Below are 23,201 nucleotides of genomic sequence, written 5' to 3'. Positions count from 1 at the left end.
CCGATGAACAAGACGTGTCCCCCGGGTGACAGGCAGCCAAACCGGTCAGGACGGCCGCGGGATGCCATAACCGTGTACGAGGATCCGCTGCGCCGCCGGCACGTAGTCCTCGGCCGCCTCCGGCGCGAACGTCGCGAGCCCGTCGACGTACCGGTTGAACATGCCGAACGCGGCCGCGATCAGCACCGTGTCGTGCAGCTCGACATCGGTGGCACCGGCCAACCGGGCCGCCTCGACCAGCTCCGGGGTGACCGCATGGCCCGACCGGTTGACCGCGCCGGCGATCCGCAGCAACGCCTTCAGCTTCGCCGGGATCGGCGCACTGTCCAGATCGGCCCGCACCCGCGCCACGATCTCGGCGCCGTCGGTGACGTCCGCGGCGGCATACTGGGCGACCGCCGAGGCGGCGTGCGACAGGCTGCAGAAACCGCAGTCGTTCAGCCCGGACACGTACGCCGCGATGAGCTCCCGCTCCGCCGCCGGCAGCGAGTGCGGCCCCCGCAGCAGCACGTCCGCCAGCTCACTGAGCGGCTTCGCCGTCTCCGGCCGGAACCGCATCAGCCCGGTGATGCCGGGCAGGGTCTTCTCGTCCACGCCGAGATCGATGTACGCCATCGTCACACCCTGCCATGTCCACCGCCCCGCCAGCGGACCCCGAAGCCGAAACCTTCGCGATGGGTCCCCGCGATCAGCCGTCGACGATCGTCGAGACGCGATGGTGGGTGTGCCCGCAGATCCACGACGGCGTCCCGTCGTCCAGCATCGCGTGCAGGCCACGCCCGTGTTCGGGGCAGACCGGCCAGACCACACGACGATCGCGCGCGATCCAGTCCTGCACCCGATCGGCGACCGTGACGGTCACCCGGTCCGAGGTCAGCTCGGTGATCCGGTCGCCGTAGCCGCACCGCACGATGCCGTTCGGTTCCTCGTCGCTCGGCGCGACCGTGGTGACGGCGGGGCCGTCGAAGCTGCCGAGCTCGGCCTCCGCGCGGTCCTTCACCCGCCGCAGCGCGTGGACGACGAGGTCGCGCCGGCGTTCGTGGATCAGCCGCTCCAGCCAGGGCATCGTCATCGCCCCGTTGCCGGCGTACACCGACGCGATCCACGCCCGGAACTCCGCGTGCTCGGATGCCGGATCCCAGTCGAGTGTGTCCCCACCGGCCGCCAGCCCGTCGAGCCACCGGCGGAACTCACCAGCGGGGACGGACATGCCGTACACGCTAGCCACCCGCCGGCGGACGGCCGGAAGCGGCCGGCGCTGAGCACCGGCCGCTTCCGAACGATCCTCCTCAGGCGCCGGGGCGCTCCACGTCCCCGCGCCAGGCACCGGTCTCGGTGCCGCGGCTCTCGATGAACTCCTTGAACCGCTTGGCGTCCGCCTTCACCTGGTGGCTGTCCACGCCGACCGCGCTGCCGACCTTCTCGACGATGCCCTCCGGCTCCCAGTCGAGCTGGATGGTCACCCGGGTCTCACTGTCGCCGAGGCGGTGGAAGGTGACGACGCCGGCGTGCTTGGTGTCGCCGCCGGTGCTCTTCCACGCCACCCGCTCCTCGGGGTGCTGCTCGGTGATCTCCGCGTCGAACTCACGGGTCTGCCCGGCGACCTTGGTCACCCAGTGGGTGCGGGTGTCGCCGATCTGGGTGATCGACTCCACGCCGTCCATGAACTTCGGAAAGTCCTCGAACTGGGTCCACTGGTTGTAGGCCGTGTCGATCGGCACGTTCACATCCACGGACTCGGTCACGGTGGTCACGTTCTTCTCCTTCGCTCAGGGTATTCGTGGACTACCCGGGCGACGGCGCCCCAAACAAGTTGCGTCGATTCATGCGTCGATTCATCGGGTACTCACCGGCCATGAGGTTGTTGACCACCGCCCTGCTGATCGGGCTCGGTGTCCGCGTCGTCCGCTCCCGCCACCGCCGTTTCCTGCATCCGGCGGGCCGTTCCTTCACCGGCACCCTGGAGATCTGGGGTGCCGGCGAGCCGCTCGGCGCCGCTCTCCTGGACCAGCCGGCCGTCTACGGCGTCACCGTCCGGATCTCCAAGGGCGTGGGCACGAAGGGCGCCCGCGGCGACATCCGCGGCGTCGCGATCCGCGTGCACGGGATCGACCTGCTGCTCTCCTCCACCGGCACGACGCCGGTGACCAAGCGGCTGCCGGTGCCCCGGCGCAGCTTCGACACCGTGTACGGCGCGATCACCCCGTACCGTTCCGCCACCCGCAAGCTCTATCTGGAGGCGGACCCGGACCCGGACGGCCTGCCCCTGGGACGGTCGCTGGGGACCGTGCCCAGCGGCGCGGCGCTGCGGCTGCGCGCCAGTGACCGCACCGTCGGCCGGTTGACGCTGGGGCGCGCCCTGTCGCCGGCCGTGGACGCGGCGCTCGCCTTCGACCCGGTCCGCAACACCACGCCGGACCTGCACCCGACCGGTCTGATCCACGCCTCGCGCGCGCTGGCGTACCGGATGAGTCAGCGCTGGCGCGGCGCGGTCACCAGCCCATCGTCCCCGGCCCGCCCTTGAACGGGCCGACGATGTCCGCGGTGATCCACCCGCCGTAGAAGTCGCCCTCCTGCGGCCGGACCAGCTCACCGGCCACCCGGCACTCGTCGACCCGGCTCGGGTAGAAGGCGACCGCCCCGGCGATCGCCCGGTAGGCTGCCGTCGGCTGCTCGTAGGACCACCCGGCCCGCGCCACCCGGCTGTCCCCGACCACCAGGTCCCAGTAGCTCGCATCGCCCTTGAACTCGCAGTACGACCGCCCCGCCGCGGGCTGCAGCACCCCGGCCGCGATGTCCGCCCGCGGCACGTAGTAGACCGGCGGGTGCGAGGTCTCCAGGACCCGCCAGCACCGGTCGCTGTCCACGATCGTCTGTCCCGCGTGCACCACCGTCACCCGGGCCGCGGTGCGCTCCAGGCGCGGCGGCCGCGGGTAGTCCCACACCGATTCCACCACCCCAGCCTGCCACCCCGCCCCCGCCGTCGCCCGCCACCGTGGTCGCCGGCTTGCTCAATCAAGACCCGATTCCGGTACGGCCGGAGCACCCGAGCCGACCCGCGTGCCCGGCAGCTCCACCGTCGTGGTGACGCGCACCAGCGCCGGGAACCGGGGCGTCGACCCGAACCCGAACCGCACCGGCGGATCGATGGCGGTGAGCCGCCCGAGGTCGGCGTCGTCCAGCTCGCCGCCGGCCGTCACGATCCGGTGCAGGTCCTGCGCGGCGTACCACTCGCGCCGGCCGTTACCGGCGCTGCCGTACGTCCGAACTCCCCGCAGCAACCGTGCCGGCCGATCGATCAGCCGCACCCACGGTCCTCGCCGTGCCAGCGGCGCGGGAACCGCCCGCAGCAGCCGGCCCAGCGCACCCCGGCCACCGGTGGAGAACCGCAGCGTGAGCGGCCCGGCCGTGACGGTCCACGCCCGGCCGGTGCGGGTCACCGCGACCGGGACGACCCGCACCTCCTCGAAGGAGTACGTGTCGGCGACGAACCGGCCCAGCTCCGCGGTCGGCGCGAGCAGCACCCGCCGCCCGTCCGGGTACTCCACCATCACGTCGCTGACCGGCCCGAACGGCGACACCGGCCAGTGACCCAGCACCAGCCGGATCCCGCCGCTCGTACCGATCCCGGCAATCCACCCGTCGAACCGCAGCCGTCTCACGTCACCGACTTGCCCGGCTCCGCCCCGCCCACTCGGCCGCGACGCTGCGAATTGTGGGCGCCAGCGCCTCGGCGATCACCGCGTAGCCGGCGCTCGACGGATGGAACCGGTCGTGGCTGAACAGGCTGAGGTCGCGGGCGAACCCGGCCGAGGAGGTCATCCCGATGTCGGCCACGTGCGCGCCCGCGGCCAGCGCCGCCCGGGTCTGCGCGTCGTGGAAGGCCGCGCTGGCCGCCCGCACCACGGCCCGCATCTCGGCCGGCACCCACGGGACCACGCTCAGGTCGGGCGCCGGCGCGACGATCACCTCGGACCTCGCGGCCCGCAGCGCGCGGACCGCGGACGCCAGCTACGCGGCGGCGTCCGGGGCGGGCACGAACCGGGTCAGGTCGTTGGCCCCGATGACGATCAGCGCGAGATCGGGTGACCAACTCGTCGCCCGGACCACCTGCGCGGCCAGGTCGGCGCTGCGGGCTCCGGGCACCGCGAAGACTCGGGTGTGGTTGGGCACGTCCGCCCTGGTCAGCGTGTCGGACAGGCGGGCGGCGACGGTGTCGGCGTCGCGCGAGGCGCCCTGGCCGTAGGCGATCGAGTCACCGAGCACCGCGAAGTTCATCACCATATGATGGTCAACCGTCACGGCCCGGAACATGTTTCCGCCGCCCCACGCTCGGTACCTCTACCGGCATGTGGGACTCGACACGCTTGCGCGTCATGACGGTGAACCTGCTGTCGCCGGAGCACGCCGACTGGCCCCGGCGGCGCCCGGTGCTCGCCGCCGGCATCGAGCGGCTGCGCCCCGACCTGATCGCCGTGCAGGAGACGGCCGAGGCGCGGGACGTGCTCGGCGCGGAATACCACGTCGTGCCGCACTCCGCACGCTCCGGCAACGGCGTCGGGGCCGTCCTCGGCAGCCGGTGGCCCGTCCGCGCGGTGCACGAGCTCGACCTGCGGGTCACCGAGCGGGTCGACCTGCCGTGGAGCGCCACCGTGGTCGCCGAGATCGACGCGCCCCCGCCGTTCGGCCCGCTGCTGTTCGCGCACCACAAACCGACCTGGCAATTCGGGTACGCCGTGGAGCGCGAGCTGCAAGCGGTGGCCTGCGCCAGGTTCATCGACGACCAGCTCGCCGGGCGGGACCGGCACGTGGTGCTCGCCGGCGACCTGGACGACCCGCCGGACTCGGCCGGCATCCGCTTCCTGACCGGCAAGCAGTCCCTGGACGGAGTCAGCGTCGCCTACCGCGACGCCTGGGCCGCCGTGCACCCGGACGAGCCGGGCCACACCTTCACCCCGGCGAACCCGCTCGTACGAGCCGGCGAGATGCCACTGGAACTGGGCCGCCGCATCGACTACGTGATGGTCCGCTCCGGCGTCCACGGCCCCACCCTGGACGTCACCGACTGCCGGCTGGCCTTCGACGAGCCGGTCGACGGAGTGTGGGCCAGCGACCACTTCGCCCTGGTCGCCGACCTGGCCGTGCCAGAGCATCGGCCCGGCGCCTGGCGCTCCTGACCCCCGCCCGTCCCTACGCCGGGTTCTCCTGAGGCCGGCCAGGTTCGGCCGGCTCCAGTCCGTCCGCGAACGCGGCGATCCGCTCCGCCCCGGGAGTGGGGTGCCGCCTACCGCAAGACGCGCCCGAACAGGAAGTAGGCGCCCTGCACCAGGCCGCCGGTATTCACCAGGGCGGTGGAAGCCCACACCCACTTGGGCCCTCGGACCTGATCCCCTGGCCGCCGCTTGAGGTCAAGAAGCATCGCCACCTTCAGCGCCGCCTCAACCGCCGCCACCCCGACAATCACCCGCTGCTGTCCCCGGCTGAGGTCCTGCCACCGCTTGGCCATCGAGTTCCCCTCCTGCCCAGCCCTCCGGCAAAACTACAACCGCCGTCTCCCCCGGCCCGACCGCCGATGGACCCGCGCAGGTGCGGTGTCCATCAATCTCGGAATGCTTACTCATTCACTCACGGTGCCAGCCGGGCTTCTCTCCGTACCGTTGTTGGTATGGCGTTCATCTTCCGACCCCATCCTCCCGGGCACACCGTCTCTTGGGCGCCTGGAGACGACCACGCTCCGGGAGGAAGGGCGAGATCTGGTGGACGGCGAACCGAAGGACTGCCGGCCGACCGGAAAGCGGCTGAGCTGGCGGACCGCGGGTGAAGCCGCATTCCTGCTGTTGCGGATCGCGGCTGGTGTGGCAGCGCTCTACGGGGCGCTGAAGGGCGGCGGCCTCGTCTGACTGGACGAGACCGCCGGTGCGAGCGGTGGCCTCCTGCGGTTGCTGACAGGCGGACGCAGGAGGTCGCCATCACGCGGCCTTCTCAGGAAAGTCTGGCACGGCGGCTCACGGTGCCACCCATTCATTCCTGCGGCCGAGGGTCAGGACGGCAACTCGGCGGCCAACAGGTCGGCTGCCCGCTCGAGGACGTCGGCGAACTCGTCCGGCGGGATCCGGGCCACGAACACCTTGCCCATGTCCTCGGGGAAGCGATGCCACGGCCGCCAGAAGGCAAAGACGATCACCAGGTCGCCGCCGTCCCGGTAGACGTAGCTGCTCACATTGTCAACGGTCTCGCCCCAGTGCAGCAGCCAGAACTGCTCCCGGAAATCCGACTCGTCGTCCGCGTGAAGCAGCCGGAAGATGTCCTCGGGCGACCGCTCCGGGAAAGGGCAGAGGCCGACGTCGCCGCGACGGACCCGCGTCGCCGTCGAGCGCAGGAAACGAAGGAAGCTCGGCACGAAGGCCGTGTTGTCGTCCGTGGTCAGCCATTTGCCGCCGGCCCACAGGTCGACGGTGCACAGGCTGGGCGACGTGATCGCGCCGACCTCCACGCTGAACCTGTCCCGGTCACCGAATCGTCGCGTCATCAGCTGGCCAAGATAGCAACCTGCCGGGCGGGACAGCGGTGTTCTCGGCCGACCTGGGTGCTCTCGGCTCGGTTGACCCCGACGTCGTTGCTCCCGCATCCGAGGTGTGGCTGCCTTCCGGTTTCGCCCTGACCTTCCCCTGCTCCAGGGCATGACCGACGCGAGCCGGGCCCGGACCACTGCTGCGTCCGCCTCCCCGGATCGGAAACCTGATCGCACCCGATCGGCTGGCCGTCTCGCTACCGAGCCCGCCGAACTGCCCGGTATGCATCTCGAGATCTCCGAAGTCATCACCCCGGTGCTCACCGGCCTGGCCGGCATGATCGGCGTCTACGCCGCCGAGGACGTTCTCGGCCGCCTCCGCCGCCGCGGCTGGTGCCCCCGCCGCTGGCGCTGACGCCTTACGACCATGCCTTCGTGACCAGGCGGAGCTGATCCGGCGTCAGCTCCTCGCCGAGCCTGCGGTAGGCATGCGTCCCGGAACACACCCGAGCGTCGCCGACCAGCGTCCATGCGCAGTCGCCGGTCCAGTACCGAGGGCTGTCCAGCAGCTCTTCGGCGACCCGACGGGCGTCGGACGTGACGCCGACCGCGGTGAGCGCCGCCGCCACGACGCGCACAGCGTCAGCTGGCCGATCGCGGTCCGCGCAGACCGGCAGCAGGAGCAACAGCCGCTCCGCCGGCGTACGGTCGGCGTCCCGCTGCTGAGCGGCGGCGATCAACTCGGGCCAGGCGAGGGCGGGGCCGCGGAAGTGCCCCTCCATGTCCGCGAGCGGGATCGCGTCGTCCCCGGTGCCGGGATCCAGGACGTAGTCGACGCCGCCCTCATCCGGGAAGTTGCGCATGACCACGTGCACGCGGCCGGCCCCGGCGGTTCTCAGCGTGAACACCGGCCACCGCTGCTCGTCCAGCAACGCGTCGATGACGTCGTCGAGGTCGGCGGGATCGATGCCGAAGGCGTGCGGCGCCGACGCCGAGCCACCCACGGTGTGCAGGAACGCGGGCCAGAACAGCTCGCTCGGCATCATCTCGGCGCCGTCGATCAACGGCGACTCGACGAACGCGGGCTCATAGCCATCCAGGTAGCCGGGGATGATCACGGCGTCATCATGGCCCATGAGTAGAAGGGGCCCGCGCCGTCACGGGGGGAACGGCGCGGGCATGACTACGATAACCGCCGATACCTCCGAAATCCACATACGTCGCGTGAACGTCATGTTTGACATCTTCTGGTCGCGATGAACGGTGCGGCATCGTCACGGTTCCCGGCATGACCGCCGCGCTGGAGGACCCCGACGAGATCGCCGCCGTCCTGCGCGGGACCGTTCTGGACAGCCTCCCGATCGCCGAGGGCCTCGGCGACACCCTCGTGGTCCCGGCCTCGACCCGGCCCGGCTGCTCCCGTCCTGGCGGTCCGCCCGCGCCGCACTCGACCGAACCGGCCAATGGCCCGTCCTCACCACCGTCAACGAGCAGTGGCACGACACCGATCAAGACCAGACACACCAGTTTGCGTACGCGGTAAGCACCGTGGATCCATGGTCCACCCACCGCTGGTGGGGCCACGAAGCCCAGATCCCGCCCACCGAGACGCACCTGTGGCTCCCCGACCTCCTGCCCCCGGCCAGCCCGCCGGCCCAACCCCGCACCCTCGCGGAGATCGAGCGATCGACGCGGGAGCGCCTGCTGGCCGACCCGGCCGCCCGACGCCGCTGCCGACAAGAGCTGCGCGACCGACGGCGATCACGGTGCCTGCCGGCTACTGCGCTGGGCACGGGCAGCAACAGGATCCAGCGCGCGTTCTCCGCGGCGTGAGCGGACGTTGCCGATGATCGACATGACACTCACCATCCCGGACAATGGCGTTGTGGGTATCAGCGTTCGCGTCCAGGAGTACACCGGTGAGGTCGTCGACACCCTGAAGAGCGTCGTCGATGTCAATCGGCTCGCCGCGTACGCCTTCATGGACCCGGCCCGGTATCCGCTGCTCGCCGGCGTTGACGAGTACGACGACACCTACTTCAACTCCCGCCAGGCCGAGAGGCTCATCGCAGAGCTGAAGGCGCTGGCAGTCGAGCACCCCGACGAGAAGGTGACCGAAGCAGCCGCGCCTGTCATCGCCCTGGCAGAACTGCTGCGGGCTGCACCAGGACGACCACACCACCGTCAACTGGTCTTCATCGGAGACTGACACACACTGTCATCGGGCCGAATCAAGCTGTTTCGGCGGCATGAGGAGAAACGGCGCTGACCCGGAGTACGACGCATTCCGGACCGTCGTCCCATTGACTTGGCCGGATGTGGCATCGAGGCTCACACGGAGAGATGGGAACGCTCCCACCATCGATCCACTGAGGAGTCCACTGTGACCTCGTCACTACCTTTGCGGCGGGCAGCCACTGTCCTCGCCGCCTGCGCGGTGACCCTGGCCATCAGCTCGTCGCCAGCGGCCGCCGTCATTCCGGACGGCACCCGGTTCTCCACCCCGGAGCCCGACCCGGGCGCCGTCGAGCAGATCGCCGCGCTCAAGGCCGCCGGCCAGTGGCGGCTGGCACATCAGATCCGCACCATGGTGGAGACGCCGCAGGCGATCTGGGTGACCGGCGGCTCCGGTCGTACGCTGACCCAGTCCGTCCGGGCCGAAGCCCGGCGCGCGGCCAAGCAGAAGGCCATGCCGGTCTTCGTCGCCTACAACATCCCGTTCCGCGACTGCTCGCAGTACTCGGCGGGCGGCGCCACCTCGGTCGCCGAGTACCAGGCCTGGATCGACGCCTTCGCGGCCGGCATCGGCGGGTCGAAGGCGGCCGTCATGCTGGAGCCGGACGGCCTCGGCATCATCCCCTGGTACACCACCATCAACGGCAGCCTGGAGTGGTGCCAGCCGGCCGAGGCCGACGCGGCCACCGCCGCCGCCGACCGGTTCGCGATGCTGAACTACGCGGTGGACCGGCTGGCCAAGCTGCCGCACACCAGCGTCTACCTGGACGGCACGCACAGCGCCTGGCTCGGCGTCGGCGACATCGCGGACCGGCTGGTCAAGGCCGGGGTGCGCAAGGCCGACGGCTTCTTCCTGAACGTGTCGAACTACGAGACCACCGAGCGGCAGCTGAAGTACGGCGACTGGATCTCGAAGTGCGTCTACTACGGCACCCAGGGACCGGCCGAGGCGCGCGGGCACTTCGAGCAGTGCGCCAGCCAGTACTACCCGGCCAGCCCGGGCGACTTCAGCACCTGGCCGCTGAGCGACGCCTGGTACGACGCCACGGTCGGCGACGTGTCGCCGCGCAAGCTGTCCCACTTCGTCGTGGACACCAGCCGCAACGGGCAGGGACCGTGGACCGCGCCGGCCGGCGTCACCTGGCCGGACCCGCAGACCTGGTGCAACCCGCCGGACCGGGGCCTGGGCCTGCGCCCGACCACCCGGACCGGTGACCCGCTCGCGGACGCCTTCCTGTGGGTGAAGACGCCCGGCCAGTCCGACGGCCAGTGCGACCGCGGCACCGGCACCGGCGTCGACCCGGCCCGCGGCGGCATCGCCGACCCGGCCGCCGGCGCCTGGTTCCCGCAGCAGGCCGAGGAGCTGGTGAGGCTGGCGAACCCGCCGCTGCGCTGATCGGCACCTCGCGATGCACCACCCGGCCCGGCTGGGTGGTGCATCGCCCTGTGGTGCTCGGGTGACGAGCGGTCACCGTGCCGGCGATGGCCGGTAGGCTCGGCCGGGTGTTCTCTCCTCAAGGGCCGTCGCTGCGGGACCTGTGCGTCGAAGCGCTCTCCTCGGTCGAACGCGGATATGACCACCTCGCCGGGAAGTTCGACCACACGCCGTTCCGGACGCCGGACGGCATCCTCGACGCGACCGTCCAGGAGCTGTCGAAGGCCGGGCCGTTCCGCAGCGGCCTGGACGTCTGCTGCGGCACCGGCGCCGGCCTGACCGTCCTGCGACGGCTGTGCCGGGAGCGGGTGACCGGCGTCGACTTCAGCGCCGGCATGCTCGCCGAGGCGCGAGCCGCCGTCCCGGAGGCGGAGCTGGTGCGCGCCGACGTCCGGGCGCTCCCGTTCACCGGCGGCTTCGACCTGGCGGTGACCTTCGGCGCGCTCGGGCACTTCCTGCCCTCGGAGCGGCCCGCCCTGTTCGCCGGCGTGCACCGGGCGCTGCGCCCGGGCGGCCTCTTCGCCGTCGCGACCGGTGACCTGCCGGCCCAGAACACCGGCGTCTACTGGGCGACCCTAGGCCTGGACCTGGCCATGGTGGTCCGCAACTCGCTGGTGCGCCCGCCGTTCGTCATGTACTACCGGACCACTCCCCTGCCGGCCGTGCGGCGCGACCTGCGGACCGCCGGTTTCACCGTGGACACCGTCGATCTCACCGCCCAGGACGACACCCTGCGGTTCTCGCTGCTGCTCGCCCGCAAACCGGCCGGCTGACACCGAGGCGTGGACGCGCACCACGCCCTTGCCGGCCGCCTTCGCCTCGTACAGCGCGACGTCGGCCTGCTCGACCAGCTCCAGCGGGTCGTGCCGGGCGCCCACGCCGACGGTCGCGCCGACACTGCCCCGGGCGGTGACCACGGTGCCGCCCACGTCGATCGGCTCGGTCAGGTGGTGCAGCACGCGCCGGCCGATGTCGTGGACCTCGCCCGGGTGGTTGAGGTGCGGCAGCACGACGGCGAACTCGTCACCGCCGAGCCGGGCCACCGTGTCGCCGCCGCGCACCCCGGCGCGGAGCCGGGCGGCCACACCGACCAGCAGCGCGTCCCCGGCGCCGTGGCCGTAGGTGTCGTTGACCGCCTTGAAGCCGTCCAGGTCGATCAGCAGGACGCCGGTGAGCCCGTCCGGGCCGGCCGCGGCCAGCGCGGCCTCGGCCCGCTGCTGGAAGCCGGCCCGGTTGGCCAGCCCGGTCAGCGCGTCGTGCGAGGCCTGGTGGGCCAGTTCGGCACTGCGGCGCCGCAGCTCGTCGGCGAGCCGCTGATTGACCCGCAGGTTGAGGAACTGCCGGACCAGCACCAGCGTGGCGGTGGCCAGCAGCAGCCAGAACAGCGCCGCGGTGACGGTGCCGGTGCGCACGTAGCGCCCCGCCGCGACCGCGAAGGCGAGACCCACCGGAAGGTACGGCAGCAGCAGCCACCGCCCGGCCCGGTGCGCCTGCTCGGTGAACGTCTCCACCGGCAACGGCGCCCGGCTGGCCAGCGCGGTGAGCAGCCCGGCGACGACGTAGCCGGCACCCACCCCGGTGGCGTACCACGGCAGCTGGTGCGCGGCGTTGTACACGGCCAGCAGCATGGTGGCCGCGAACGCCATCAGGCCCAGTGCCAGCAGCGTCAGCGCGGTGTCGCCGCGGTTGGACAGGCTGCGGGAGAGCAGCACCACCGCGTAGGCCGCGCCGATCATCTCGGGCAACACCACCATGACGATGAGCGGGCCGCTGAACCCGGGCAGCCGGGCGTGCGCCGGCCCGACCACGAACTCCCAGGCGAGCAGGAACAGCGCGCCGGAGACGGTCGCGACGTCGAGCAGCCGGGGCAGCCGGTCGCCGCGCCCGGCCCGGCCGACGCTGCCGAGCAGCACCAGCGCGGCCAGCGAACACAGCGCCGCGCCCACCGCCATCAGCTCGTCGAGCGAGGTCTCGGTGAACAGGAAGACGTCCACCGTGTCGACCACGCTGGACGCCGACCACAGGCCGGCCGCGACGGCCGCGAGGACCCAGGCCAGGCGCTGTGTCCCGCGCGACATCCGCGCCTGGGCGCAGTGGCCGAGCGTGGTGACGAGGGCGATCAGCGCCAGCAGCAGGTTGTCGGTCACCACGCCGGTGCGCTCCCCGAGCAGCGGCATGACGCCCTGCACGGCGAGCCCGGCCGCGAACGCCGCGCCCACTCCCAGCCCTACTCGTCGCATCGTCCCGACCTCCACCCCCAATGTCGGACCTTTGGCGGCGGACCTGAGGAAACCCGCGCGTTCCCGGTGTGCCGCCACTGCACCCAGGTGTCGATCGAGGCGGTCTCACATCGTTTTCACGCCGGCCACCATCAGCGTCGGCGTCGCCGATCCGCCGGGCGGCTCCACCGACACGCCGACCAGCGACGCCGCCGACATTCCGGCGACGACCCGCACGGCGGTGGTCTGGCCGACCGGCAGCACGCCCTCGGACACCGGGGCGCCGGCGCGGACCGTCCACAGCTGGAACACCCGGCCGCCGCTGGGCACGGCGTCCGCGGCCATCAGGATCACTCCGGCGTCCCGGAGCCGGGAGTACGCCACGGTCACCTTGCCGCCGCCGGTCAGCGCCTGGTCGCGCACCTTCATGTCCGGGGCGGCCAGGATCGCCCGGACCTCGTCCGCACGGGCGTGCGCGGCTTCCACGGCGGCGCGCTCCTCGCGTACGCGAAGCTCTTGAACGGTGAAGACGGCCGTGCCCGCGCCGACTGCCGCGACCACCGCGGCGGCCGCGGCGATCCACCGCGACCGATCCGCCCGCCGCGACCGGCGCGCGGCCCGCACCGGGATCTGCCGGGTCGTCGCGACCGCGGCCAGAACCGTGTCCCGCAGCCGCGGCGGCGGCACCGACCAGGTGCCGTCGGCCAGCCGGGCGGCGGTCTCCCGCAGCTCGGCGGCCTCGATCCGGCACTCGTCGCACTCCCCCAGGTGCCGGTCGACGGCGGCCCGTTCGAGATCGTCGACGGCGTCCAGCGCATACGCGCCGACCAGTGAGTGGATGTCCCCGGTCACGCCGCCACCGCCACGCCCAGGCAGTCGCGCAGCCGGATCAGGCCGTCCCGCATCCGGGTCTTCACCGTGCCCAGCGGGGTCCGGAGCAGCTCCGCCACCTGCGGATAGGAATGCCCCTGGTAGTAGGCCATGGTGACCACCTGGCGCTGCAGCTCGGTCAGGTCGTCCAGGCAGTGGCGGACCTGCTGACGTTCCAGCCGCCCGGACACCTCGTCGGCCACCGCGTCGTAGGGCGTGTCGAGCGCCGCCGCACCGGCCCGGACGATCCGCTCGGCCGCCGCCTGCTCGGCCCGGACCCGATCGACGGCCCGCCGGTGCGCGATGGTGAACACCCACGCGGTGGCCGACCCGCCGTCCGGGTCGAACCGGGCCGCGGTGCGCCACACCTCGACCAGCACCTCCTGGGCCACCTCCTCGGCCTGCGCCGGATCCCGCACGACCCGCCGGATCAGCCCGTAGACCCGGGGCGCCACCAGGTCGTAGAGCCGGGCGAACGCCTGCTCGTCGCCGCGCCCGACCGCCCGCAGCAGCCGGTCCGCGTCCACCGGCGCGGCCGGGCCGGGCACCGGGGCCAGCTGCCCGGCCCGGCGGCTCACGTCGCGCTCACCCATCGAATACCGTCCCTCGTTCGTCCGGAGCTTCCGGAGAGATTCGGAGCGGACGGCCCGGCGGATGGGTCCGACCTGGGTATTCGTCGGTCACCGCGGCCGCGGACTCCGGGGAGCGCGGGTGGCCGGCGTAGGCGCGGAACGGCTGGGCCTGCCACCACGCCGCTCGTCCCACCGGTACGCGATCCCGCTCGTCCGCCGGCTGAGCCGAGGGTCAGGATCCGGCTGCGTGCTGCGGCAGGCGGACCCGGACGATCGTGCCGGTGGGGTGGTTGTCGTCGAGGGTGACAGTGCCGTGGTGGCGGCGGACGATGGCGTGGGCCAGGCTCAGACCGAGGCCGCTGCCGGAGATGCCGTGGTGGCGGACGTTGCTGCCGCGGTAGAAGCGGTCCAGGGCCCGCTCGTGCTCGGCGTCCGGGATGCCGATGCCGTGGTCGGCGATGCTCAGCTCGGCGAGCTGGTCGTGGACGTGCAGGCGGATCTGGATCCGGCCGTCCGGCGGGCTGTAGGTGATGGCGTTGGCGAGCAGGTCGTCGACGACCTGGCGGAGCCGGGCCGGGTCGCCGTCGACCGGCACGTGGCCGGGCAGGTCGGTGTCGATCGGGCGGGGGCCGGCCGCGGTGACCGCGTCGGTCACGATCCGGGCCAGGTCGACCCGCTCGACGCGCAGCGGGACCTGGCCGGATTCCAGGCCGGCCAGGTCGAGCAGGGTGTCCACGATCCGCTGGACCACGGCGGTGTTGCGGCCGACCACCTCGATCATGTGCTGGTGGTCGGTGTCGAAGGCGGCCGACTCCTCGGCGAGCAGGGTGGCGTTGGCGGCGATCGAGGTGAGCGGGGTACGCAGCTCGTGGCCGACCAGGTCGATGAAGTCGTCCTGGGCGCGGGTCAGCTGCCGGGCGAACTGTTCCGAGCGGCGCAGCGCCACGTGCACGCCGATCTGCGCGGCGACCCCGTCGAGCAGCACGGTCAGCAGGTCCTCGTGGAACTCCGGCGACCCGGCGTAACAGGTGAGCACCCCGAGCAGGGTGTCGCCCTCCTTGACCGGCACCGCGAGCACGGTCCGGATGCCCCGCTCCAGGCAGATCCGGATCCGCTCCCGCTCGTGCGGGGTCTGCTGCTCCAGGCCGGCGATGTCGGGGATCCAGGACGGCTGACCGCTGTCCCAGACCCGGCCGGTGATGCCCTGCCCGCACAGCGGGGTGTGGCCGAAGAAGCCGTCGCCGGTGGTGCCGGTCGCGTCGTAGTGGCCGACCGGGCGCAGGTCGGCGGTGGTGTCGTCGATCAGGAACAGTTCGGCGCACGGCCAGCCGAGCGCGCTGGTCACCGCGCGCAGGATCTCCGGGGCCGCCTCGGCGGGTGAGCCGGTGGCGCGCAGGGCCTGGTCGACCTCCTGGTGGCAGAGGCGGAAGCGTTCGGCCCGGCGCAGCGCGGTGACCTCGTGGGCCACCGACACCGCGCCGAGCCGGGCGCCAGAGGCGCCGACGATCGGCTGCGCGGTCGCGGAAAACCGGCGGGTCCGGTGACCCGGCAAGATGGTGATCACGTCGGCGTCGACAACCTGCTCACCGCGGAAGGCCCGCATCAGTGGCGTCTGCCGCCACGGCATCGGCCGCAGGTCGGCGTAGCGCAGCGAATCACCCAGCGCCGCCGGATAGTCCGCGGGCAGCGGCGCTTCGTCACGCCAGCCGAGCACCTGCTGCAACGCCCGGTTCACCAGCACGACCCGGCCGGTCTCGTCGCACGCGATCACTCCGACCGAAAGGCTGTCCAGCAGCGCGGTCAGGAAGCTGCTGTGCCGGTCGGCGAGCTGCTCGGCGGCGTCCTGCTCGGACAGGTCGGTGAGGAAGACGCAGGCCAGGGCGCCGGCGGCGCTGCGGACCACGGACAGCGAGGCCCGCACCGGCAGCCGGTGCCCGTCGCGGTGTCGCATGGTCAGGCTGCGCAGCACCGGCCGGCGCGGCGCCGCCTCGAACAGCCGGCCGAGCGCCAGGTCGATCGGCTGCCCGTCGTAGCCGGGCATCAGGCTGGCGTCCAGGTGCCGGCCGCACACCTGCTCGGCGGTGTAGCCGAACAGCCGGTGCGCGGCCTGGTTGAAGCCGACCACGATGCCGTCCGGATCGATGGCGAGGAAGGCCTCCTGCACGCTGTCGAGCAGGGCCGCGGTGTCCAGGCCGTCCACCGCGTCCGGCCCGGCGGTCTGATCCGCCGCGCGCAGCAGCGCCGCGACCTCCGTCAGGGTGGTCAGCTGCTCCACCGGCCACGGCCGGGCCACGGTGTCCAGGACGGTCAGCGACCCGACCGGCTGCTGCCCGGCCGTGTCACGCAACGGCACCCCGGCGAACGACCGCACCCCGAACTCCCGCACCAGCGGATGTTCGCGCAGGTCGACGGCAGCTTCGGCGAGCAGGTCGGAAGACCACACCGGCTGGTTCAGGCTGACGACGTACTTGCAGACCGAATACGTCAATGACGCGCGCCCCTCGCCGACCAGCTCCTTCGGCAGGTCGTGGATGCCCGCGAAATGCTCCTGCACGTCGTCGACCAGCGTGATCGCCGCCATCGTCCCGTCCAGCAGCCGCGCCGCCAGCCGGGCGATCGCGTCCATCGGCGGTGGCGCGGCCGGCCATCGGCGGCGCGCGGTACCCACCGCCGCCAGCCGCACCGGGTCGCGCAGCACTGCCTCGTTCAACTCAGCCATGGACGGGCCAACGACCGCCCGCCCGATCCGTAACGATCTTGGTCGCAAACTTCATTTGCCGGGAATCGCGGCCGGCTGCCGCTGCCGGACCACGACCGGGTTCTCGGCGGGACGCCCGAAGTAGTAGCCCTGCGCCAGCTGGTAACCGAGCCGGTGCAGCTCGGCGGCCTGCTCCGCGGTCTCGACGCCCTCGGCCACCGCCGCCATGCCGAGGCCGTCGGCCACCTTGATCAGGGTGGCGGCGATGACCGCCGGGCGCCCGCCCGCGGTGACGTGGTCGACGAACGACTTGTCGACCTTGAGGGCGTGCGCGGGCACGGTCTGCAGCAGGGTGAGCGAGGAGTGGCCGGTGCCGAAGTCGTCCAGCGCGATCCGGACGCCCATCTCGTTCAGCGTGTGCAGGGTTTCCAGGGAGCGGCCGCCCTCGAAGACGGCGGTCTCGGTCACCTCGATGGTCAGGGCGGCGGCCGGCAGCCCGTTGCCGGTCAGGGCGGCCCGGACCGTCTCGGCGAACCCGGGGCGGGCGAGCTGGCGGGCCGACACGTTGACGCTGACCCGCTGGGGCGCGTCGGTGTCGTCCCCGGTGCGCCAGATCGCCGCCTGCCGGCACGCCTCGTGCAGGATCCAGGCGCCGAGTTCGACGATCGTGCCGTCGCGTTCGGCGACCGGGACGAACTCGGCCGGGCTGATCAGGCCGCGCTCCGGGTGGTGCCAGCGGACCAGCGCCTCGACGGCGATCAGCCGGCCGGTGGGCAGTTCGACGATCGGCTGGTAGACCAGCCGCAGGTGGCCGGCGTCCAGCGCGGTGCGCAGCTCCGCCCCGATCCGGGCGTCCTCGCCGGCGGACCGGTCCAGCTCCGGGTCGTACCAGCGGAACGGCTCGCCGGCCTCCTTGGCGGCGTACATCGCGACGTCGGCGCGGCGCAGCGCCTCCAACGGCTCGGCGCCGCTGGTCCCGGCCAGCCCGAGGTTGGCGCGGATCAGCAGGTCCTGCCCGGCCACCCGGATCGGCCGCGCCAGTTGCCGGCCGACCCGCTCGGCGATCCGGACCGCGGCCTCCGGGTGCGCGTCCGGGATCAGGAACGCGAACTCGTCGCCGCCCATCCGGGCGACCGAGGCGACGTCACCGGCGGCGACGGTCAGGCGCTCGGCCACTTCGGCCAGCAGCCGGTCGCCGGCGTGGTGGCCGAGCTTGTCGTTGACCTTCTTGAAGCCGGTCAGGTCGAGCAGGGCGACACTGCACGGTCCGGTGGCCAGCGCGGCGTGCAGCTGCCCCTGGAAGTGCCGGCGGTTCGCCAGGCCGGTCAGCTCGTCGTGCAGGGCGAGAGTCTCCAGATCCCCGGCCTGCCGCTGGATCTGCTTCAGGAAACCGGACACCCGGGCGGAGACGAGCAGGAACAGCACCACGGCGCCGCCCGCGGCCACCATCCAGTCGCCGCGCCGGCCGGAGACGCCGGGGAGGAACAGAATCGCCGGGGCGAGCAGAGTGCTCCCGGTCAGCAGCACCTGCCGCCCGCGGCGCATCTCAAGCCGTCCGGCAAGGCGATTGTCTTCGGTACGCGCCGAGCCCATCGACGGATGCAGCGCCGCGACGCCCCACAGCACGTAGGACAGCAGCCAGAGCCCGTCGAGCGGGCCACCCTGGTCGACGTTCATCACGGTGCCCAGCGAGGAGTAGCCGACGTCAGCCATCAGCAGCAGCACCGCGGCCGCGCCGAGCAGCCGGGCGCTGCGGTGCCGGGCGCGGGAACCGGCGAACAGGCCGGCCAGGATCGCCAGCAGCAGCACGTCGGCGGCCGGGTAGGCGGTGTTGATCGCCCGTTCGAGCATCGTGTCGGCGGCCGCGGCGGCCGCCGGATGCAGGACGAACACCCAGAACACCAGGCCGGTGCCGGTGGCGACGATGGCCGCGTCGAGCAGCGCCCGCGGGTCACGGTCGCGGTGCTGACCGACCAGCCGCACGAAGCCGGCGGCCAGCAGCGGATAGCCGCTCAGGTAGAGCAGGTCGGCGGCCGACGGGAACGGCTCCTGGTGCAGCACGTAGACGTAGAAGTTCCAGACGGCGTCGCCGGAGACCGACATCAGCTGGCCGAACAGGAAGAAGTACCACACGGCCGGCCGGTCCGGCCGGTGCAGCCGGATGCCGACCAGGATGAGCAGGCTGTAGATCCACCCGACGGCGTTGTAGGAGACGCTCTGCGTCAGACCCACGGCGGGCAGCAGATAGTAGCCGCCGATCGCCGCCACCCCGGCCGCCAGCGCGATCCACCACAGCCGGCGCCGCAACACGGCAGACGGCTGCTGGGCACGCTCAGCGTCGAGATGTCGGACCTTCACCTCGGTGGTTTCGGCAGCGGTGCAGCCGGGTTGAGCCCGGAGCCGTCCGGCGAGATGTGAAGAGTCGCACGGTCAGGTGCCGCTCAGCCCGAGCACGCCCGCGGCGGTACGGACGGCCAGCGCCTCGAGATCCGGCGCCCGGTCGTCGGGTGCCCGGCTGGCCAGCCCGACCAGAAGTCCTTCGAGCGCGCCCAGGAAGGCGGGCGCGAGCACCTCGGCCGGTGTGTCGCTGCTGATCGAACCGGCTCGCTGCCCGTCCGCGATGAGGCCGCGGCAGCGCTCGATGAGCAACCCGTACGTCCGTTCCACCTCACGCCCGACCGGATGGTCCTGACCCGCGAAGCCCATCCGCAGGGCGATCGGCATCCGGGCCACGTTGCGCCGGGTGAAGGTGGCGTGGCCGCGGGCCAGCGCGAGCAGCGCCGCCACCGGATCGTGCTGCTCGGCGACCAGCGGGCCGACCTCGTGCAGCCAGGTGTCCCGGCTCCACGCGATCACCGCGAGCACCAGGTCGTTCTTGTCGGTGAACTGGTGGTACAGGGCGCCGCGGGTGAAACCGGCCGACTTGGCGACCCGTTCCAGGTTCACCTGTGCGTACCCGTAATGGGACAGCTCGACGGCCGCGGCCTCCAGCAGGGCCTGACGGGTGCGCTCGCGGCGCTCGGTCTGGGTGAGCCGCTCCGGCCGGGTCATCCGGACTGCACCCCACCGGCGACGATCCGCATCGCGGTCCGGCGATGGCGCGGGGCGATCAGCCGCCACACCAGGCGGGCCAGCACCGGCCGGTGGAAGAAGAGCACCGTGGTGAGGGTACGCCGGGTCGGGTCCAGCCGGCGTCCCACCATGACGACCCGCAGCAGCCGCAGGGACGTCTCGAGCCGGACCACCTCGGCGGTGGACTCGACGATGCGCAACCCGGAGATCTGGCCGGGCTGCCCGTCGCCCGGACGGAAGCCCAGCAACCGGACGATGCGCTTCACCGCCGGCGGCGAGTCGGCGAGCCCGTCCCGCACCCACTCCTCCGGCGTGCGCTGGTCCGGCTCGGCCAGCCGCGCCTCGAAGGCGTCCGCGTAGTCCCCAGCCTTCGCCAAGGCGACCGGATCGGTCACCGCGACCTGACGCACGACACCACGACCACTTCGCGGGTTCATTCAGCACCTCCACTGTCTCGACTAACATACATGCACGCATGTATGTTGCAAGGCGGAGGAGGTACGCATGCGCTACTGGCCGCGACGCGCCCCGGGACTACCACCGGGGCAACGTCTCCTGGCGGAGATGCCCCGATTCACCGACATCCCGCACCGTCCCCCGCCCACCATGCCGGGCGAGCCCCGGCTGGAGATCAGGCGCGAGGGCGAGCTTGTCACCGTCCTGACCGCCGCTGACCTGCGGGTGCTCGGGCCGCGCGAGCACACGGCGGACTTCCACTGCGTCACGACGTGGTCGGTGACCGGTCTGGTGTGGACCGGCGTGCCGCTGCGCGAGGTCCTGGCGTCGGTGGGGATGCCCGAGCCGCCCACGCCGTACCTGGTGGCCCGCGCGGGCGATCGCCGCAAGGCCGCCTTCACCGCGGCCGACGCCTACGCCGACGACGTCCTGCTGGCGACCCACCTCAACGGCGCCGCCCTCGACGCCCGGCACGGCGCTCCGCTGCGGCTCGTCTCCCCCAGCCAGTACGGCTACAAGAGCGTCAAGCACCTCATCGCCATCGACTTCCGCGCCGACCAGCCCCGGATCATGGCGAAGGAACACCTGCGCGCTCGCGTCGCCCTCGAAGAACGACACCCGCGCCTGCCGGGCCGGGCGCTGAGGTTGCCGTACCGCCTGCTGATCCCCCCGACCGCCCACCTGGCCGAGCGCTCCCTGAGCCGCCACCGGACCGGATAGCCCGTGCCGTGTGCGGAGGTGCGGGGTTGGTTAGGGTCTGGGGATGGGCCGGACGCATGACAACGTCGAACTGCACGCGGCGCTGGACCCGCTGGTCGTGGCGCTGGACATCGGGTCAACGGCGACCCGCGGCGGGGTGCACGACGCGGCCGGGCGGGCGGTGCACGGGCTGCAGCACAAGGTGCCGCACGCGTTCACCGTGGCGCCGGACGGCACCTCGGTCATCGACCCGGACCAGGTGACCGCGGAGATCGAGCAGGTTCTCGACGCGGTCACCGGCGACGCGCAGCTGGGGACCCGGATCGCCGGCGTCGCGATGGACACCTTCGCCGCCTCGCTGATCGGGGTCGACGCGCACGGCCGGGCATTGACCCCGTGCATGACCTACGCCGACTCGCGCAGCGCCGGTGAGGTCGCCCGGCTGCGGGAGCAGCTCGACGAGCACGCGGTGCAGCAGCGGACCGGCACCCGGGTGCACACCAGCTACCACGCGCCGCGGCTGCGCTGGCTCGCGGCAACCCAGCCGCGTGTCGCCGCCGCGGCCGTGTCCTGGTGGTCCCTCGGCGAGTACGTCCTGGCCAGGCTGGTCGGCGAGCCGCTGGCCGGCACGTCCACGGTGGCCTGGACCGGCCTGCTCGACCGGCGCACCGGCGAGTACGACACCGAGCTGCTCGCCGCGGCCGGCGCCGACGCCGGGCAGTTCTCCGCGCCGCGGGACATGGCCGAGCCGGCCGGCCCGGTGGCCCCGGCACGCTGGCCCGCCCTGGCCCGGGCTGCCTGGTTCCCGGTGATCACCGACGGCTTCGCCAGCAACATCGGCTCGGGCGCGACCGACGCCACGGTGCTGACCGCGGCCACCGCCACCAGCGGCGCGCTGCGGGTGCTGCTCGACGGCCCGGCCGACCCGCTGCCGTTCGGCTTGTGGAACTACCGGGTCGCCGCCGGCCGCACGCTGCTCGGCGGGGCGATCAACGACGTCGGCCGCGCGGTCAGCTGGGCCCAGGCCACGTTGCGGCTGAGCCCGGAGCTGGCGGCCGTGCTGACCGCAGCACCCACCGAGGCGACGCCGCTGGTGCTGCCCTATCTGACCGGGGAGCGCGCGCCCGGCTGGGTCGGCGGGGCCCGCGCCGTCTTCGGCGGGGTCTCGACCGCGACCGACCCGGACACGCTGTTCCGCGGCATCGTCGAGGGCGTCGCGATGACCTACGCCCGGGTCGCCGACGAGCTGCACCCGGCCGCACCGCAGGTCGTCGAGGTCGCGGCGGCCGGGCGGGTCAGCAACGACCAGCCCGAGTGGCTCCAGGTCCTGGCCGACGTGCTGGGCCGGCCGGTCACGCACGTGACCCGCAAGCGCGCCACCCAGCGCGGCACGGCCCTGCTCGCGCTGGACGTGCTGGCGCCGGACGTCCCGCGGGCGCCCCGCACCACCGGAGCGACCTACGAGCCGCAGCCCGGCCACGCCGACTACTACGCGGGACGGCGGGCACGGTTCGCCGAGGTCTACAACGCGCTGATCCGCGGCTGAGCGGCTGTCTCACCACCGCGACTCAGTTGTCTCCACGCAAACGCGTGGACATCCAAGCTCGTCGCGGGCACACTCCCGCGGGTGCGTACGACGGATGCCGATCTGACCTTGCGGTACCTGGCTGACTTCGGCTTCACGCCGATCGGACCCGACCGGTGGCGGTGGAACGGCACACCTCCCGAGGAGATGTCCGGCGAGGATGTAGCTTTCGACACCGCGTTCGCGATCACCACCGACGAGGATCTGGACGCCGTACAGCGCGTGCGCACGGCGCTGGGTCTGCTCGACCTGACCGCAGCCTTCGAGGTGTTGACCCATCTCAACGCTTACGTCCGGGACAACACCGACCCAGCGGTCGCCGACGCCTTCTGGGCCGGCCTCCGCGACCGGATGGCGGTACCGGAGCCGATCGAGCACCTGCGGCTGCACTTGAGGACCTACTGGTTCTGGGGCCGGACCACCAAGGCCGCCTTCGACGCGCTGCTCGGCGACGATGTGCGCCGCCTGGCGGAGGCCGGTCGCCTCGCCGAGCTGGCTACCGGTCCGCTGCATCGGCGTGCCCGCCACGTCCTGGAAGACTCGGGCACGGTCGGCTGGGCGGACAAACGCGACGTCTATCGGGCCGCCGCCACCGTCGCCGAACTTCGGCCAGCGGTCTTCCGCGCCCTTCTCGGTAGCTATCACGCCGTGTCGGGCCGCCTCGACCCGGACGGGGCCCTGGCCCTGCTCGACAGCCTGCAGCTGCCCGCCGACACCGAACACCTGCCCCGACTGGTTGCGGTCCTCCGCGAGGGCGTCGCGAACCACTACCAGGACCCCACCGCTTGGCAGGCCTGACACGAGGTGAGGCGCATCCCACCCGACCGCTCATCTCGCAAGCGCGAAACC

General features: G+C 72.6%; 25 protein-coding genes and 2 pseudogenes. 11 read left to right on the top strand and 16 right to left on the bottom strand.

Features of this window, described 5'->3' with window-relative positions:
- Nucleotides 1–45: 45 nt before the first annotated feature.
- From BJY16_RS28700 to BJY16_RS28690, 3 genes are all read right to left on the bottom strand, one after another.
- On the bottom strand, nt 46–615 hold the full coding sequence (locus BJY16_RS28700; RefSeq protein WP_185042673.1) for a carboxymuconolactone decarboxylase family protein: 570 nt from the start codon (nt 613–615) through the stop codon (nt 46–48).
- A 73-nt stretch (nt 616–688) separates the two neighbouring features.
- Nucleotides 689–1,210: a hypothetical protein gene (locus BJY16_RS28695; RefSeq protein ID WP_185042672.1), complete on the bottom strand. Its 522-nt coding sequence runs from the start codon at nt 1,208–1,210 to the stop codon at nt 689–691.
- Nucleotides 1,211–1,289: 79 nt separating this feature from the next.
- Nucleotides 1,290–1,754, bottom strand: coding sequence for an SRPBCC family protein (locus BJY16_RS28690; protein WP_185042671.1), 465 nt, complete (start codon nt 1,752–1,754; stop codon nt 1,290–1,292).
- Between the two features lie 101 nt (nt 1,755–1,855).
- Here BJY16_RS28690 and BJY16_RS28685 point away from each other — a divergent pair, with 101 nt between their 5' ends.
- Nucleotides 1,856–2,524: a hypothetical protein gene (locus BJY16_RS28685; RefSeq protein ID WP_239177578.1), complete on the top strand. Its 669-nt coding sequence runs from the start codon at nt 1,856–1,858 to the stop codon at nt 2,522–2,524.
- Here BJY16_RS28685 and BJY16_RS28680 read toward each other — a convergent pair.
- From BJY16_RS28680 to BJY16_RS28670, 3 genes and pseudogenes are all read right to left on the bottom strand, one after another.
- A complete protein-coding gene (locus BJY16_RS28680; RefSeq protein ID WP_185042669.1) occupies nt 2,493–2,954 on the bottom strand; it encodes a DUF427 domain-containing protein in 462 nt (153 codons plus the stop codon). The two genes, BJY16_RS28685 and BJY16_RS28680, sit on opposite strands and share 32 nt — an antisense overlap.
- Nucleotides 2,955–3,011: 57 nt before the next feature.
- Nucleotides 3,012–3,662, bottom strand: coding sequence for a hypothetical protein (locus BJY16_RS28675; protein WP_185042668.1), 651 nt, complete (start codon nt 3,660–3,662; stop codon nt 3,012–3,014).
- A 1-nt stretch (nt 3,663) separates the two neighbouring features.
- Nucleotides 3,664–4,278, bottom strand: a pseudogene (locus tag BJY16_RS28670) (GDSL-type esterase/lipase family protein).
- A gap of 98 nt (nt 4,279–4,376) precedes the next feature.
- Here BJY16_RS28670 and BJY16_RS28665 point away from each other — a divergent pair.
- A complete protein-coding gene (locus tag BJY16_RS28665; protein WP_185042667.1) occupies nt 4,377–5,177 on the top strand; it encodes an endonuclease/exonuclease/phosphatase family protein in 801 nt (266 codons plus the stop codon).
- A 107-nt stretch (nt 5,178–5,284) separates the two neighbouring features.
- Here the strand turns inward: BJY16_RS28665 and BJY16_RS28660 are convergent, their stop codons facing one another.
- Nucleotides 5,285–5,506, bottom strand: a complete 222-nt coding sequence (locus BJY16_RS28660; protein WP_185042666.1) for a hypothetical protein — start codon at nt 5,504–5,506, stop codon at nt 5,285–5,287.
- Nucleotides 5,507–5,756: 250 nt separating this feature from the next.
- Between BJY16_RS28660 and BJY16_RS46600 the strand changes: the two genes are divergently transcribed.
- The gene (locus tag BJY16_RS46600) at nt 5,757–5,900 is read left to right on the top strand and encodes a hypothetical protein (protein WP_221502046.1); all 144 of its coding nucleotides are present in this window, start codon (nt 5,757–5,759) and stop codon (nt 5,898–5,900) included.
- Nucleotides 5,901–6,040: 140 nt separating this feature from the next.
- Here BJY16_RS46600 and BJY16_RS28650 read toward each other — a convergent pair whose 3' ends face one another.
- The gene (locus BJY16_RS28650; RefSeq protein WP_185042664.1) at nt 6,041–6,529 is read right to left on the bottom strand and encodes a hypothetical protein; all 489 of its coding nucleotides are present in this window, start codon (nt 6,527–6,529) and stop codon (nt 6,041–6,043) included.
- A gap of 265 nt (nt 6,530–6,794) precedes the next feature.
- Here BJY16_RS28650 and BJY16_RS47590 point away from each other — a divergent pair, with 265 nt between their 5' ends.
- A complete protein-coding gene (locus BJY16_RS47590) occupies nt 6,795–6,926 on the top strand; it encodes a hypothetical protein (protein ID WP_260418320.1) in 132 nt (43 codons plus the stop codon).
- 4 nt (nt 6,927–6,930) lie between these two features.
- On the opposite strand, the gene BJY16_RS28645 is transcribed toward BJY16_RS47590, so the two are convergent.
- A complete protein-coding gene (locus BJY16_RS28645; RefSeq protein WP_185042663.1) occupies nt 6,931–7,629 on the bottom strand; it encodes a hypothetical protein in 699 nt (232 codons plus the stop codon).
- Between the two features lie 170 nt (nt 7,630–7,799).
- Here BJY16_RS28645 and BJY16_RS28640 point away from each other — a divergent pair, with 170 nt between their 5' ends.
- The 4 genes from BJY16_RS28640 to BJY16_RS28625 all read left to right on the top strand — a co-directional run bounded on the left by BJY16_RS28640 (nt 7,800) and on the right by BJY16_RS28625 (nt 10,954).
- Nucleotides 7,800–8,054: a hypothetical protein gene (locus BJY16_RS28640; RefSeq protein ID WP_185042662.1), complete on the top strand. Its 255-nt coding sequence runs from the start codon at nt 7,800–7,802 to the stop codon at nt 8,052–8,054.
- A 303-nt stretch (nt 8,055–8,357) separates the two neighbouring features.
- The gene (locus tag BJY16_RS28635) at nt 8,358–8,720 is read left to right on the top strand and encodes a hypothetical protein (RefSeq protein ID WP_185042661.1); all 363 of its coding nucleotides are present in this window, start codon (nt 8,358–8,360) and stop codon (nt 8,718–8,720) included.
- A 174-nt stretch (nt 8,721–8,894) separates the two neighbouring features.
- On the top strand, nt 8,895–10,142 hold the full coding sequence (locus tag BJY16_RS28630; protein WP_239177580.1) for a glycoside hydrolase family 6 protein: 1,248 nt from the start codon (nt 8,895–8,897) through the stop codon (nt 10,140–10,142).
- 86 nt (nt 10,143–10,228) lie between these two features.
- The gene (locus BJY16_RS28625) at nt 10,229–10,954 is read left to right on the top strand and encodes a class I SAM-dependent DNA methyltransferase (protein ID WP_221502045.1); all 726 of its coding nucleotides are present in this window, start codon (nt 10,229–10,231) and stop codon (nt 10,952–10,954) included.
- A gap of 24 nt (nt 10,955–10,978) precedes the next feature.
- On the opposite strand, the pseudogene BJY16_RS47585 reads toward BJY16_RS28625, so the two are convergent.
- From BJY16_RS47585 to BJY16_RS28590, 7 genes and pseudogenes are all read right to left on the bottom strand, one after another.
- Nucleotides 10,979–11,809: pseudogene (locus tag BJY16_RS47585) on the bottom strand (diguanylate cyclase domain-containing protein); the annotation flags it as partial.
- A gap of 717 nt (nt 11,810–12,526) precedes the next feature.
- On the bottom strand, nt 12,527–13,252 hold the full coding sequence (locus tag BJY16_RS28620; RefSeq protein ID WP_185042660.1) for an anti-sigma factor: 726 nt from the start codon (nt 13,250–13,252) through the stop codon (nt 12,527–12,529).
- Nucleotides 13,249–13,863 carry an ECF RNA polymerase sigma factor SigK gene (sigK, locus tag BJY16_RS28615; protein WP_185042659.1) on the bottom strand — a complete coding sequence of 205 codons (615 nt, stop codon included), beginning with the start codon at nt 13,861–13,863 and terminating at the stop codon, nt 13,249–13,251. The genes BJY16_RS28620 and sigK overlap by 4 nt, the downstream gene beginning before the upstream one ends.
- 211 nt (nt 13,864–14,074) lie before the next feature.
- Nucleotides 14,075–16,561: a sensor histidine kinase gene (locus tag BJY16_RS28610; RefSeq protein WP_239177582.1), complete on the bottom strand. Its 2,487-nt coding sequence runs from the start codon at nt 16,559–16,561 to the stop codon at nt 14,075–14,077.
- 51 nt (nt 16,562–16,612) lie between these two features.
- Nucleotides 16,613–18,898 (bottom strand): bifunctional diguanylate cyclase/phosphodiesterase, encoded by a 2,286-nt coding sequence (locus BJY16_RS28600; protein WP_239177584.1) that lies wholly within the window; start codon nt 18,896–18,898, stop codon nt 16,613–16,615.
- A 72-nt stretch (nt 18,899–18,970) separates the two neighbouring features.
- Complete coding sequence (locus tag BJY16_RS28595) at nt 18,971–19,591, bottom strand: TetR/AcrR family transcriptional regulator (protein WP_185042658.1); 621 nt, start codon at nt 19,589–19,591, stop codon at nt 18,971–18,973.
- The gene (locus BJY16_RS28590; RefSeq protein ID WP_185042657.1) at nt 19,588–20,022 is read right to left on the bottom strand and encodes a hypothetical protein; all 435 of its coding nucleotides are present in this window, start codon (nt 20,020–20,022) and stop codon (nt 19,588–19,590) included. Before BJY16_RS28590 ends, BJY16_RS28595 begins: the two co-directional genes overlap by 4 nt.
- 154 nt (nt 20,023–20,176) lie before the next feature.
- On the opposite strand from BJY16_RS28590, the gene BJY16_RS28585 reads away from it, so the two are divergent.
- From BJY16_RS28585 to BJY16_RS28575, 3 genes are all read left to right on the top strand, one after another.
- Entirely contained in the window at nt 20,177–20,788 is a 612-nt protein-coding gene (locus BJY16_RS28585) for a molybdopterin-dependent oxidoreductase (protein WP_185042656.1), read from the top strand.
- 43 nt (nt 20,789–20,831) lie between these two features.
- The gene (locus tag BJY16_RS28580) at nt 20,832–22,313 is read left to right on the top strand and encodes a gluconokinase (protein WP_185042655.1); all 1,482 of its coding nucleotides are present in this window, start codon (nt 20,832–20,834) and stop codon (nt 22,311–22,313) included.
- 81 nt (nt 22,314–22,394) lie between these two features.
- Nucleotides 22,395–23,150 (top strand): hypothetical protein, encoded by a 756-nt coding sequence (locus BJY16_RS28575; protein WP_185042654.1) that lies wholly within the window; start codon nt 22,395–22,397, stop codon nt 23,148–23,150.
- Nucleotides 23,151–23,201: the final 51 nt, after the last annotated feature.

It is taken from the genome of Actinoplanes octamycinicus (genome assembly GCF_014205225.1).
In the GTDB taxonomy this organism is placed as follows: domain Bacteria; phylum Actinomycetota; class Actinomycetes; order Mycobacteriales; family Micromonosporaceae; genus Actinoplanes; species Actinoplanes octamycinicus.
This window is presented reverse-complemented; position numbering and strand designations above follow the sequence as displayed.